Source organism: Frigoribacterium sp. NPDC087798 (assembly GCF_044742985.1).
GTDB lineage: Bacteria > Actinomycetota > Actinomycetes > Actinomycetales > Microbacteriaceae > Frigoribacterium.
The window spans coordinates 393,628-406,988 of sequence record NZ_JBIUVP010000001.1 but is presented as its reverse complement, the minus strand read 5'-3'; the positions used below and the strand labels follow the sequence as shown (position 1 = coordinate 406,988).

The 13,361-nt window shown below is 72.3% G+C and carries 10 protein-coding genes; 7 read left to right on the top strand and 3 right to left on the bottom strand.

The features are described from left to right. The first annotated feature begins 29 nt into the window (after nucleotides 1-29). The 3 genes from ACIOSR_RS01920 (at nucleotide 30) to leuA (ending at nucleotide 6,006) form a co-directional block, all read left to right on the top strand. The gene (locus tag ACIOSR_RS01920) at nucleotides 30-1,361 is read left to right on the top strand and encodes an alpha/beta hydrolase (RefSeq protein WP_402751706.1); all 1,332 of its coding nucleotides are present in this window, start codon (nucleotides 30-32) and stop codon (nucleotides 1,359-1,361) included. Further along, entirely contained in the window at nucleotides 1,358-4,039 is a 2,682-nt protein-coding gene (locus ACIOSR_RS01915) for a bifunctional lysylphosphatidylglycerol flippase/synthetase MprF (RefSeq protein WP_402751705.1), read from the top strand. Before ACIOSR_RS01920 ends, ACIOSR_RS01915 begins: the two co-directional genes overlap by 4 nt. Before the next feature lie 206 nt (nucleotides 4,040-4,245). Then, nucleotides 4,246-6,006 (top strand): 2-isopropylmalate synthase, encoded by a 1,761-nt coding sequence (gene leuA, locus ACIOSR_RS01910; RefSeq protein WP_159826433.1) that lies wholly within the window; start codon nucleotides 4,246-4,248, stop codon nucleotides 6,004-6,006. Nucleotides 6,007-6,390: 384 nt separating this feature from the next. Here the strand turns inward: leuA and ACIOSR_RS01905 are convergent, their stop codons facing one another. Beyond that, nucleotides 6,391-7,053: a trimeric intracellular cation channel family protein gene (locus ACIOSR_RS01905; protein WP_402751704.1), complete on the bottom strand. Its 663-nt coding sequence runs from the start codon at nucleotides 7,051-7,053 to the stop codon at nucleotides 6,391-6,393. 34 nt (nucleotides 7,054-7,087) lie between these two features. Between ACIOSR_RS01905 and recO the strand changes: the two genes are divergently transcribed. Then, nucleotides 7,088-7,831: a DNA repair protein RecO gene (gene recO, locus ACIOSR_RS01900; protein ID WP_123570177.1), complete on the top strand. Its 744-nt coding sequence runs from the start codon at nucleotides 7,088-7,090 to the stop codon at nucleotides 7,829-7,831. Beyond that, nucleotides 7,828-8,625, top strand: a complete 798-nt coding sequence (locus ACIOSR_RS01895) for an isoprenyl transferase (protein ID WP_056045644.1) — start codon at nucleotides 7,828-7,830, stop codon at nucleotides 8,623-8,625. Before recO ends, ACIOSR_RS01895 begins: the two co-directional genes overlap by 4 nt. Before the next feature lie 11 nt (nucleotides 8,626-8,636). Here the strand turns inward: ACIOSR_RS01895 and ACIOSR_RS01890 are convergent, their stop codons facing one another. Beyond that, on the bottom strand, nucleotides 8,637-9,308 hold the full coding sequence (locus tag ACIOSR_RS01890; RefSeq protein WP_148053616.1) for a hypothetical protein: 672 nt from the start codon (nucleotides 9,306-9,308) through the stop codon (nucleotides 8,637-8,639). Nucleotides 9,309-9,340: 32 nt separating this feature from the next. Then, a complete protein-coding gene (locus ACIOSR_RS01885) occupies nucleotides 9,341-10,297 on the bottom strand; it encodes a LysR family transcriptional regulator (protein WP_233568330.1) in 957 nt (318 codons plus the stop codon). Between the two features lie 81 nt (nucleotides 10,298-10,378). Here ACIOSR_RS01885 and ACIOSR_RS01880 point away from each other — a divergent pair, with 81 nt between their 5' ends. Next, nucleotides 10,379-11,419: an aminotransferase class V-fold PLP-dependent enzyme gene (locus ACIOSR_RS01880; protein ID WP_402751703.1), complete on the top strand. Its 1,041-nt coding sequence runs from the start codon at nucleotides 10,379-10,381 to the stop codon at nucleotides 11,417-11,419. Nucleotides 11,420-11,497: 78 nt separating this feature from the next. Continuing rightward, nucleotides 11,498-12,883 (top strand): glycine--tRNA ligase, encoded by a 1,386-nt coding sequence (locus ACIOSR_RS01875; protein ID WP_056045637.1) that lies wholly within the window; start codon nucleotides 11,498-11,500, stop codon nucleotides 12,881-12,883. The last annotated feature ends 478 nt before the right edge of the window (nucleotides 12,884-13,361 follow it).

Below are 13,361 nucleotides of genomic sequence, written 5' to 3'. Positions count from 1 at the left end.
CCCGATCCTCCGCCGAAAGAAGCTCTCGCATGGACTGGTTGCTGTCGGTTCCGCTCTTGTCCACGACGATGCTGCTGGCGGTGGACGTCGTCGCCGCCCTCGTCGCCGTCGGGCTCCTCGTCCGCCCGCGGACCCGACGCACGTGGTGGCGGTGGATCGCCCTCGCGGTCCTGCTCGGGGCCGGCCTCGGCGCCCTCGCGACCTGGTGGCTGGGCGACGTACGCGACGTGCTGGGCCTGTCACCCACCTGGGTGGACCGCCTCTGGGTCGCCGCCGTGGTCGCCGGCGTCGCAGTCGTCGTCGTCAACCTGTTCCGCACCCGGTGGTGGCGGAAGCTCGTGGCCGTCCTGGGCGTCCTGGTCTTCGCCCTGGCCGGGGGCCTCGCCCTGAACCGGGACGGCAGCGTCTACCAGAACCTGTCCCAGGCGCTCGGTCGGGACGAGGTGCCCGCCCTCCCGGCGACCGCCGCCGCGCCTCCGTCCGCGGCGCCCGGCTCGACGGATTTCGACCCGACCCTCTGGTCGACCTGGAAGGCTCCCGTCGACCTCCCGGCCGTGGGACGGTACGGCAGCGTGGCCATCTCCGGCGCCGTCTCGCACTTCCCCGCTCGTGACGCCGTCGTCTACCTGCCCCCGGCGGCCCTCGTGGCCGACGCCCCCGCCCTTCCCGTGATGATCATGCTCTCGGGGCAACCGGCCGAACCGAGTTCGGTGATCACGGCCGGCCACCTCGTCGAGACCTTGAACGCCTTCGCGGCGAAGGACCACGGGCTCGCGCCGATCGTCGTCGTGCCCGACCAGCTGAGCGCCGACGCCCACAACCCGATGTGCGTCGACGGCGCCCTGGGCAACAGCGCCACCTACATCACCACCGATGTGGTCGACTACATGACGAGTCACTTCCACGTCGCCACCGGGCCGCGGGCATGGGCGATCGGTGGGTTCTCGCAGGGGGGCACCTGCTCGATCCAGTTCGCGTCGGCGCGGCCCGACCTGTTCTCGACCTTCATCGACGTGTCGGGTGAGCTCGGCCCCTCGATCGGCGACGAGAAGACCACGATCGACCAGGGCTTCGCCGGGAACCGAGCGGCCTACGAGGCGGCCCAACCGCTGGCGATCATGGCCGCGCACGGGCCCTACGCGGACACCGCGGCGTTCTTCGCCGTCGGTGCCACGGACGGTCGGTACGGCCAGATCATGACCGCGAACTCGGCGGCCGCGGCGAAGGCCGGCATGACCGTGACGCGCTACGTCTCCCCGGGCAGCGGGCACGACTGGACGACCGCGACGAACGGCTTCGCCCACGGAATCGGACAGTTCTACCCGCGCCTCGGCCTGAGCGCGACGGTGCAGACACCGTGAGCGGCGAGCTGGCCGGGGCCGACGCCGGTGCCGGAGCCGACGCCGGTGCCGGAGCCGACGCCGGCGCACCGACGGTGCCGACGGCCTCCACGACGGCACCCCCCGGGCCGGCATCCCACGAGCCCGACCCCCACGAGCCCGACCCCCACGAGCCGGGGCGTGCGCGTCGGTTCGTGGACGGCGTCGCGACCCACGTGGTGGCGTTCGTCGGCGGCCGTCCCGTCAGTCTCGCCCTCGCGCTGCTGCTCGTCGTGCTCGCGCTCGCCTCGGGCAGCGTGACGCATGCGCCGAGCGAGCGGCTGCGCGACCTCGTCGGAGCAGGGCTCGACCCCTTCGAGGACCGCACCTCGTGGCTGCTCGTCGTCGGCTCGGTGTTCTTCGCCGGCAGTCCCGCGCAGCTCGTCCTGGCCGTGGTCGGCGTGCTCGTCCTCGTGGGCACCGCCGAGCGTCGCATGGGCTGGTCCCGCACGGTGGCCGCCTACCTGGTGACGGCCGTCGTCGCGACCGGGGTCGGCGTGGCGGTGCAGGCCCTGGGGCAGGCGGTCGGCGAGACCTGGGCCCTCGAGGTGGCGGCCGAGTCCACCCTCCACCCGCTCACCCCCGCCCTCGGCACGATCATGACCGCCAGCGCGTTCTCCGGACCCCTCTGGCGACGGCGCATCCGGCTGGTCGGATTCTCGTGCGTGTTCGCCTTCGTGCTCTACGACGGGCACCCGTCCGGTCTCTACGCGCTGATCGGCGCCCTCGTCGGGCTCGCGTTCGGGGTGGTGCTGACCGGTCGTCCCGCCGAACGCGGCTGGTCGCGCAGTTCGCACCACGAGGTACGCCGCCTCGCGTCGACCATCGTCGCGGTGACCGCGCTGGGTCCCGTCCTGACCCTCCTCACCCGCAGCCCGATCGGAGCCCTCTCGCCCCTCGGCATGCTGTTCCGCGACGTCCTCCCCGGGCGGTCGCTCTCGGCCGCGTGCGCGGCCGCGGGACAGGGCGCACCGGATCGGCACGCGCCTCCGATCGGAGCCTGCGTGCGCGCCGCGGCCCTCGCCGGCATCGACACCGTCCCGACGGTCCTGCTGAGCCTGCTGCCGCTGGCCGTGCTGCTGCTCTGCGCCTGGTACCTGCGGCGGGGTCGTCGCCTCGCCCTCGACGTGGCCGTCGCGGTCAACGGGCTCCTCGCCCTCTTCGCCGGTCTGTACTACGTGGTGCTGCCCGTCACGACCGACCCGGTGGTCGACCAGCCCCGACACGTGGTCGAGAGGGTGGTGCTCGCCGTCCTGGCGGTCGCCGTGCCGGCCGCGGTGGCCCTCGGGCTGTTCCTCCTGCGCCGTCATTTCGGCGTCGGTGCCGAGGGGACGCGACGACCGCGGTTCGCGCTCGTCGTCGTGCTGTCGGGTCTGGTGCTGGCGGTGACGTTCGCCGTCGTCGGGTGGCTGGAGCGCGCCTCCTTCGTCCCGACGATCGAACCGTGGACGTTGCTGCTGGACGTGCCCGAACGCTTCGTGCCGGTCGGGTTCGTCGGGCTCACCCGCATCGGACCGGTGCCGGACGGCGGGCTCGTCCGGGCCGCCTTCGAGTGGGTGGGGCCGGTCTGGTGGCTCGTCGTCCTGGTCGGGCTCGGGGTGGGCGCGACCCGGCCGGGGGACGTCCGTCCCGACGCGGCGCGCACCCAGGTGCGCGACATCGTCCACCGCGGGACCCCCGGCACGCTGTCGCACATGGCCCTCTGGGAGGGCAACCGGTACTGGTTCACGGAGGACGGCCTCGCCGCGGTGGCCTATCGCGTCGTCGCGGGCATCGCGATCACCACGGGCGAGCCGCTCTGCGCGGCCGACCGGCTCCGCGAGGTGACCCGCGAGTTCGCCCGGTGGTGCGACGACCAGGGCCTCACCCCGGTCTTCTACAGCGTGCGCGGCGAGCTCTCGCCCCTCTACGACGAGATGGGGTGGGCGACGCTGCCCGTCGGCGAGGAGACGGTGCTGCACCCGGCCACCTTCGCGATGACGGGCAAGAAGTGGCAGGACGTCCGGTCGAGCATCAACCGTGCGACGAAGAACGGCGTCCGGGCCGAATGGACCCGGTACGCCGACCTCCGTCCCGCCGTCGCCCGCCAGATCGGCGAGATCAGCGAGCAGTGGGTCGCCGAGAAGGACCTGCCCGAGATGGGCTTCACCCTCGGCGGCGTCGACGAGTTGCGCGACCCCGACGTGGCGCTGATGCTCGCCCTCGACGAGGACGACTCGGTCCAGGCCGTGACGAGCTGGTTGCCCTCGTGGCGCGACGGGGTCGTCGTCGGCTGGACGCTCGACTTCATGCGGCGTCAGCCGGACAGCATGAACGGCGTCATGGAGTTCGTCATCGCCTCGTCGGCCCTGGCGATGAAGGAGCAGGGCGTCGAGTTCCTGAGCCTGTCGGCGGCGCCGCTGGCGAGCGGTGCGCCGTCCGACGGGCCGTCGACGCAGACGGAGCGCGTGCTCGCCTTCCTCGGGCGCGTGCTGGAGCCGGCCTACGGGTTCCGCACCCTCCTGGCGTTCAAGAAGAAGTTCCAGCCCGACTTCGTCCCGCTCGTCATGGCGTTCCCCGATCCGGTGCAGCTCCCGGCCATCGGCACGGCTCTCGGCCGCGCCTACCTGCCCGACCTCTCGGTCGGGGCCGTCGTGCGGCTCGTCCGCACGGTGGTCTGATCGGGCGGGGAGCCGAGGAGGCGCGGTGCCGGTCCGCGACGACCCGCGCCTCCTCGGTCGGTGCTAGCCTCGTCACGTGTTCACCGGCCTGCTCCTCCTTAGCTGCCGCGGCGAGTCCTGACCCAGGCCCCCCTCGTCGCGGAGTTCGTCGTCGGCCGACACCCCCGCGAAGAGCAGCCCCTCGAGGGCGAGAGAGACCACAGGACATGAAGAACGCACAGCAGCCGTCGGCCATGCCGATCCACAAGTACCGGCCTTTCCACGAGCAGATCGCCGTCGACCTGCCCGACCGCACCTGGCCGTCCCAGCGCATCACCGAGGCGCCCCGCTGGTGCGCCGTCGACCTGCGCGACGGCAACCAGGCGCTGATCGACCCGATGAGCCCCGAGCGCAAGCGCATCATGTTCGACCTGCTGGTCGGCATGGGCTACAAAGAGATCGAGGTCGGCTTCCCGAGCGCCTCGCAGACCGACTTCGACTTCGTCCGCAGCCTCATCGACGAGGGGGCCATCCCCGACGACGTGACGATCCAGGTGCTGACCCAGGCGCGCGAGCACCTGATCGCCCGCACCTACGAGTCGATCGCCGGTGCCAAGCAGGCCATCGTCCACCTGTACAACTCGACGAGCGTGCTGCAACGGGACGTCGTGTTCCGCACCGACCGGCAGGGCATCGTCGACATCGCCCTCGAGGGCGTCCGCCTGTGCCTCGAGGCCGAGAAGACCATCCCCGAGACGGCCGTGTTCTACGAGTACTCGCCCGAGAGCTACACCGGCACCGAGCTCGACTTCGCGCTCGACATCTGCAACCAGGTGATCGAGGCCTTCGACGCGACGCCCTCGCGACCGGTGATCGTCAACCTGCCGGCGACCGTCGAGATGGCGACCCCCAACGTCTACGCCGACTCGATCGAGTGGATGCACCGTCACCTGGCCCGCCGCGACAGCGTCATCCTGTCGCTGCACCCGCACAACGACCGGGGCACCGGCATCGCGGCCGCCGAGCTGGGCTACCTGGCCGGCGCCGACCGCATCGAGGGCTGCCTCTTCGGCAACGGCGAGCGCACGGGCAACGTCGACCTCGTCGCGCTGGGCATCAACCTGTTCACCCAGGGCATCGACCCGCAGATCGACTTCAGCGACCTCGACATGGTCAAGCGCACCGCCGAGCACTGCAACCAACTGCCCGTGCACGAGCGCAGCCCCTGGGCCGGCGACCTCGTCTACACGGCGTTCTCCGGTTCGCACCAGGACGCCATCAAGAAGGGCTTCGAGGCCATGGCCGCGACCGCGGCGTCGCGCGGGGTCGACGTCGACGCGCTCGAGTGGGCGGTGCCGTACCTGCCGGTCGACCCCAAAGACCTGGGGCGCAGCTACGAGGCGGTCATCCGCGTCAACTCGCAGTCGGGCAAGGGCGGCGTGGCCTACCTGCTGAAGGCCGACCATGCCATCGACCTGCCGCGCAAGCTGCAGATCGAGTTCAGCGGCGTCGTGCAGTCGCGTACCGACCAGGAGGGGGGCGAGATGACGAGCGCCCACATCTGGTCGATCTTCCAGGACGAGTACCTCCCCGCCGACGAGGCCGACGACAAGTGGGGTCGCTTCGAGTTGACCCGGACGAGCACCGCGAGCGACATGTCGGGCGAGACCGTCCTCGACGTCGACCTGCGGGTCGGCGAGACGGTCGAGTCGACGTCGGCCCGGGGCACGGGGCCCATCGCGGCGTTCATCGCCGTCCTCGCCGAGCAGGGCGTCCAGGTCAAGCTGTACGACTACGTCGAGCACACCCTCAGCGCCTCGGGCGACGCCCAGGCCGCGGCCTACGTCGAGCTCGACGTCGACGGCACGCGGCTCTGGGGAGTCGGCATCGACGCCGACATCTCGACGGCGTCGCTCAAGGCCATCGTCTCGGCGGTGAACCGCGCCATCCGCACGACGACCGACGTGCGCGAGCTCGCGTCGGTCTGAGCGGCCCGTCCCGCCCCGACCCGCCCGACCCGACCCGCCCCCGGTGCCCTCGCGGTGCCGGGGGCGTCGTCGTGCCGGCTGTCTCGCGCCTGCGGGTGTCGGCAACTCCTGCCTCGTGTAGGGCGCAGGCGCCGATGTGCGGCGTGTCGGGGTGCGCTGGCGCAGGGGGCAGGAGTTGCCGACGGGTGCGGGCAACTCCTGCCCGGTGTCGCGCGGGGGTGCGGGTGTGCTGCGTGTCGGGGTGTGCTGGCGCAGGGGGCAGGAGTTGCCGAGGGGGTGCGGCTCGGGCCCGAGAAAGGACGACGGGCCCGACGAGGGACGAGGGGCGACGTGCCCGGCGACGGGCCCGGCGACGGGCCCGGCGTCGAGACCGGGCAGCCGGACTCAGCGCGGACGACGCCAGCGGGGCAGCCGGCTGAGGGCGCGCTGCTCGGGCAGGGTCCAGCCGAACCGTACCGCCAGCAAGCGGATGACCAGGGTGATCGACGTGCCCGCGATCGCGGAGACGGCCACGGGTGCGCCGAGCGTCACGGCAACGACCAGCACGACGGTGCCGCCGGCCGCCGCCACGGCGTAGAGCGATCCCACGTGCATCATCGCGATGGTGAGGTTCATCAGCAGGTCGCGGAGCACCGAGCCGCCGACGGCCGCGATGACCCCGACGAACACGGCCGGGATCTCGGGCAGTCCGAGCGAGAGCGCCTTGGTCGACCCGATCGCGCCGAGCAGGCCGATGGTCAGCGCGTCGAGCACGGTGATGACCCCGGCCAGCCGGGTGAACACGCGCTGGAGCGCCATGCCGACGATCGCCGCGGCGACGGCGACGAGCAGGTACCAGTTGCTCGACATGGCGCGCGGCACCTCGCCGAGCAGCACGTCGCGCAGTACGCCGCCGCCGAGCCCGGTGGCGATGCCGATGATGGCGATGCCGAGCAGGTCGAGACGGCGGTCCTTGTACTCCGACGCGAACATCGCCCCCTGCAGGCTGCCGATGCCGACGGCGAGGAGGTCCACCCACAGGGGTACGGCGAAGGCTGTGGCGTGCACCTGACGTTTGTACCACGCGTGCGATGCTTGGTCGGTGCCCGTCTACCGTGATGAATGCGTCGTGCTGCGCACCCACAAGCTGGGTGAGGCCGACCGCATCCTCACGATGCTCAGCCGCAACCACGGCAAGATCCGGGCCGTGGCCAAGGGCGTCCGGCGGACGGCGTCGAAGTTCGGGGCGCGCCTCGAGCCGATGATGGTCGCCGACCTGCAGCTCTACGAGGGCCGCTCGCTCGACATCGTGCAGCAGGCCGAGTCGCTCGGCTCGTACGGTGCCGTGATCGCGGCCGACTACGAGAGCTACACGGCCGGCAGCGTGATGGTCGAGACGGCCGACAAGCTGACCGAGGCCGAGGCGGGTCTGCAGCAGTACCTCCTGCTCGTCGGGGCCCTCCGCTCGCTCGCGCGGCACGAGCACGCGCCCCAGCTCACGCTCGACTCGTACCTCTTGCGTGCGCTCAGCATCGCGGGCTGGTCGCCGAGCTTCGGCGACTGCGCCGTGACCGGTGCCCCCGGGCCGCACTCGGCCTTCGTCGTCCAGCTCGGTGGCGTGGTGGCCGACTCGCACGCGCCTCCCGGCGCTCCGCGCTTGACGCAGGAGGCGCTGGCCCTGTTGGGCGCGCTGCTCACGGGGGACTGGGACCACGCCGAGGACGCACCCGACGCGACCCGCAACCAGGCGAGCGGCGTCGTCGCCGCCTACACGCAGTGGCACCTCGAACGGGGACTGCGATCGCTGCAGCACGTCGACCGGGTGCCCGGAAGAGAGAGACCGTGAAGAAGACCCACCGCGACGCCGCCGACTTCCGCCCCCTCGACTGGACGGGCGTCCACCCGCCCGAGATGCCGCGGGGCGCCGTGCCCGAGCACGTCGCGATCGTGATGGACGGCAACGGCCGTTGGGCGAACGGGCGCGGGCTCACCCGTGTCGAGGGCCACAAGGCCGGCGAGATGTCGCTGCTCGACGTGGTCGCCGGGGCGATCCAGATCGGCGTGAAGCACCTCAGCGTGTACGCGTTCTCGACCGAGAACTGGAAGCGCTCGCCCGACGAGGTGCGCTTCCTGATGGGCTTCAACCGTGACGTGCTGCACCGACGTCGGGACCAGCTGAACGCTTGGGGCGTGCGGGTCCGCTGGGCCGGGCGGAAGCCGCGGCTGTGGGGGTCGGTGATCAGGGAACTGCAGTTCGCCGAAGAGCTGACCAAGGGCAACGACGTCCTGACGTTGACGATGTGTGTCAACTACGGCGGGCGGACCGAGATCGCCGACGCGGTGCGCTCGATCGCCGACGACGTCGCCGCCGGTCGGCTCAAGCCCTCGGCCGTCGGCGAGAAGCTGATCCAGAAGCGGCTGTACGCTCCCGAACTGCCCGACGTCGACCTCTTCGTGCGCAGCTCGGGCGAGCAGCGCACGAGCAACTTCATGCTCTGGCAGTCCGCCTACGCCGAGATGGTGTTCCTCGACCGGCTGTGGCCGGACTTCACCCGGACCGACCTCTGGCAGGCCGTCGAGACCTACGCCTCGCGCACCCGTCGTTTCGGGGGAGCGGTGGACGCCCCCGGCCCGGCCTGACCGGACGCCCGTCAGAACTGGATGTTCGCGCCCAGGAAGATCCGCTCGGCCGGCCAGAGGAACTGCAGGGTCAGCGGTCCGTCGCTCGCCCGGTGGAACCAGGCGTTGGCGAAGACGGTCGACTCGCCCGGCAGCAGGTACCAGTTCGCGCTGTCCGCCGGGAACTTCGACTCGAGCGAGGTCTCGTAGCCCAGCTGGGTCAACAGATCCTGCCCGGCGAAGACGTCCTGTGTGGCGAGGTCGTTGCCGTACGACGAGTAGTCGGCGCTCAGGTCGGTCAGGTCGAGCCGACGCTGCGAGTTGTTCGTCAGCACGTAGGCCGTGACCTCGACGTCGGTGCCCGCGGGGTAGGGGTCGGTGCCGTCGGGGCGGGCGTAGATCGAGGGCGCCGAGGTCGTCAGCTCGCCGACGCCGTAGACGTAGATGGTGAGGTCCTTGTAGTTGACCTGGCCGAGCAGCGTGCCCCCGGGGGCGAGGGCGTCGGGCTGCGACCCCGTGCCGCCGCCGGTGCCGGGAGCCCCGGTGACCTGGGGCTGCGGCGCGCCGGTGGCTCCCGGGCCGGGGGTCGACGCCGATCCGCCCGCACCGGCCGGGGTGAGGTCGTCGAGGCTCGGGAAGCAGCCGGTCAGCCCGACGAGGGCCAGCACCGAGACGGCGATGCCGACGGTCAGTCTTGTGCGCACGACCTGCACCTCTCCTGGTTCGTCGGGCCAGCCTAACCCGGCGCCGTGGACGGCTCGCCCCGTGGCACCGGCACGAGGCCCAGCGCGTCGCCGTCCACCTGCTCGAAGGCGTCGAGGACCGCCCGCACGCTCGGCACGCGGTCGCCGCCACGCCCGTGGACCACGTGCACGACGCGGGCGAGGCCGTCGTCGAGCTCCACCACCCGCACCCCGCGAGGCACGGCGGCGGACACGAGCGAGAGCCCCGGGAGCAGGGCGACGCCGAGGCCCGCCGCGACGAGGCCGAGCACGGCCAGGGCGTTGTCGGTCTCGAGCACGATCTCGGGCTCGAACCCGGACGCGGCGCAGGTCGCGAGCAGGTGGCCCCGGCAGCGGGGGCATCCGCCGATCCACCTCTCGTGCGCCAGGCCGCCGAAGTCGTCGCCTCGCGTGAACGGGTGGGCAGACGGCACGGCGAGCACCGTGCGGTCGACGAAGGAGGCGCGGTGCAGCAACCCGTCGAGGTCGCGTTCGCCCCCGGGGTCGCCCCCGTGACGGAAGGTGACCGCGACGTCCGCCGAGCCGTCGCGCAGTCGTGCCAGCGCCTCCGGGGGTTCCGCCTCGACGTAGTCGACCGTGAGGCCCGGGTGCCGGTCGCGCAGGCGCGAGAGCACGTCGGGGACGATCGTCGACGACGCGCTGGGGAACCCGGCCAGGGTGACGTGGCCCGTGGCGACGCCGCCCAGGTCGTCGAGGTCCTGCCGCGCGGCGTCGAGGGCCGCCTGCACGTGGACGGCGTGCGCGGCGAGCCTGTGCCCGGCCTCGGTGAGGGCGACGCCGCGCCCGGCGCGGAGCACGAGCGGTTGCCCGACCTGGCGTTCGGCTCGACGCAGCTGCTGGCTGACGGCGGGTTGGCTGTAGCCGAGCAGGGCGGCCGCCGCCGTGATGGTGCCGGTGTCGGCCACGGCGCGGACGACGCGCAGGGACGCGAGGTCGAGGTCGTCGGGCACGGTCGAATCATAAGCCGCGGTGATGAGCGGCCTCAGACACTGGTGGTTGTCCTTCGGTCTCGACGGGGGGAGCCTGAGGACATGACCGCGTCCCGACCCGACCTCTTCGCCCCCGCACCGGGTTATCTGGCCGCCTGCACCATGGGCCTGCCGATGCGGTCCACGATCGAGGCGTCGCGCGCCGACCTCGACCGGTGGTCGTCCGGTCGGGCCGGCCCGGCCGCCTACGGCGCCGTCGTCGAGGAGGCGCGCGCGGCCTTCGCGCGGCTGGCCCGGGTCGGCGTCGACCGCGTGGCCATCGCGTCGCAGACGTCGGCGATGGTCGCCGTCATCGCGGCCTCGGTCCCGGACGGCGCCGAGGTGCTGGTGCCCACGGGCGACTTCAGCTCGATCGTCTACCCCTTCGTGGTGCAGGAGGCGCGGGGCATCCGGGTGCGGAGCGTCCCGCTGGCCGAGCTGGCCGGCTCCGTCGGGCCCGGCACGCACCTCGTGGCCTGGTCGGCCGTCCAGTCCGCCACCGGCGAGGTCGCCGACGACGCCGCCATCGTCGCCGCGGCGGCCCGACACGGGGCGTTGACGCTGTGCGACCTCACGCAGGCGGCCGGCGTGCGGCCCGTCGACGCCTCGCGGTACGACGCCAGCGTCACGCACGCCTACAAGTGGTTGTGCTGCCCGCGAGGGGTGGCGTTCCTCACCGTGGGGGAGCGGCTGCAGGAGGCCATGGTCCCGGCCCAGGCCGGCTGGTACGCGGGCGACGACGTGTGGGCCTCGTGCTACGGCCCCGACATGAGCCTCGCCACGGACGCGCGGGCCTTCGACGTGTCGCCCGCCTGGCAGGCCTGGGCCGGGGCGCTGCCCGCGCTCACGACGTTCGCCGCGCTCGACCCCGACGAGACCTGGGCGCACGCCGCCGGGACGGGCGACGCGCTCTGCTCGCGGCTCGGGATCGAGGCGCAGGGCCGCGCGATCGTGACCTGGGCCGATCCCGACGGACGCGACCAGCGCCTCCTCGGCGACGCCGGTCTCGTGGTGTCGGGGCGCGCCGGTCGCGTCCGCGTGGCGTTCCACCTCTGGAACGACGAGGGCGACGTCGAGGCCGTCGCCGTCGCGCTCGGCCGGTGACGCACCGCCGGTAGAGTTGCCGGGTACCTCGACCGACCGGGCACCCAGCTCGGGCCTCAACTCATCGGAGCATCACACGTGGCAGCACCCAACCGTCTCGATTCCGTCATCGCCCTGGCCAAGCGCCGCGGCTTCGTCTTCCAGTCGGGAGAGATCTACGGCGGTTCGCGCTCGGCTTGGGACTACGGGCCCCTCGGCGTCGCCCTGAAGGAGAACATCAAGCGTCAGTGGTGGCAGACCATGGTGCAGGGCCGCGACGACGTCGTCGGCCTCGACTCGGCGGTCATCCTGCCGCGCCAGGTGTGGGAGGCCTCCGGGCACGTCGAGGTCTTCAGCGACCCGCTGGTCGAGTCGCTGCACACCCACAAGCGCTACCGCGCCGACCACCTGCTCGAGGCGTACGAGGCCAAGCACGGCCACCCGCCCGAGAACGGCCTGGCCGACGTCCGCGACCCCGACACGGGCCAGCCCGGCTCGTGGACCGAACCGCAGAACTTCTCCGGTCTGCTCAAGACCTTCCTCGGCCCGGTCGACAACGAGCAGGGCATGGCGTACCTGCGACCCGAGACCGCGCAGGGCATCTTCACCAACTTCGACAACATCCTGCAGTCGTCGCGCATCAAGCCGCCGTTCGGCATCGGCCAGATCGGCAAGAGCTTCCGCAACGAGATCACGCCCGGCAACTTCATCTTCCGCACGCGCGAGTTCGAGCAGATGGAGATGGAGTTCTTCGTCGAGCCCGGCAGCGACGAAGAGTGGCACCAGTACTGGATCGACCAGCGGTTCCAGTGGTACGTCGACCTCGGCATCGACCCCGAGAACCTGCGCCTCTACGAGCACGCGGCCGAGAAGCTCTCGCACTACTCCAAGCGCACCGTCGACATCGAGTACCGCTTCCGGTTCGCCGGCGGCGAGTTCGGCGAGCTCGAGGGCATCGCGAACCGCACCGACTACGACCTCAAGACCCACGCCGCCGCCTCGGGCAAAGACCTGACCTACTTCGACCAGGCCAAGAACGAGCGCTGGACCCCCTACGTCATCGAGCCCGCGGCCGGTCTCACCCGCTCGCTCATGGCGTTCCTCGTCGACGCCTACACCGAGGACGAGGCGCCGAACGCCAAGGGCGGCGTCGACAAGCGCACCGTGCTGAAGCTCGACCGTCGCCTGGCACCGATCAAGGTGGCCGTGCTGCCGCTCAGCCGCAACGAGCAGCTGTCGCCGATGGCCCGCGGGCTCGCCGCCGACCTCCGGAAGTACTGGAACATCGACTTCGACGACGCGGGCGCCATCGGCCGACGCTACCGCCGCCAGGACGAGATCGGCACGCCGTTCTGCGTCACGGTCGACTTCGACTCGCTCGAGGACGACGCCGTGACCGTGCGCGAGCGCGACACCATGGCCCAGCAGCGCATCCCCCTGGCCGGGCTGCGCGCCTACCTGGCCGAGCAGCTGCTCGGCGCGTAGCCGCCGGGGCGCCTCGCGCCCGCCCCTCCGCGACGGGCCCCGGTCGTGCACGCGTTGCACGACGGGGGCCCGTCTGTCGTCGGCAACTCCTGCCTCCCGCCGCGACCCGCGCCGCCCATGTGGCGTGTCGCTGATCCACGAGGCACGGGGCAGGAGTTGCCGACCACCCAGCGCCTCCGCACCCCCTCGCGCTCAGCCGATCGCCCTGCACTTCCGCGCTCCGTCGTGCTCAGCCGATTGCCCTGCACTTCCATGCCCCCTCGCGCCGCGCTGCGGCTTCGCGCACCCTCGCGCCGCCCCGCGGCTCCGGGCCCGGTCGCGTCGACCCGTGCCGCCCTGCGCCTCTGCGCCCGGTCCGTTCGTGGGGCGGTGCGTCGGCAACTCCTGCTTCCCGCCGCGACCCGCGCCGCCCACGTGGCGTGTCGCGGGCCCACGAGGCACGGGGCAGGAGTTGCCGTCGCCCGAGTCGCAGTCCCCG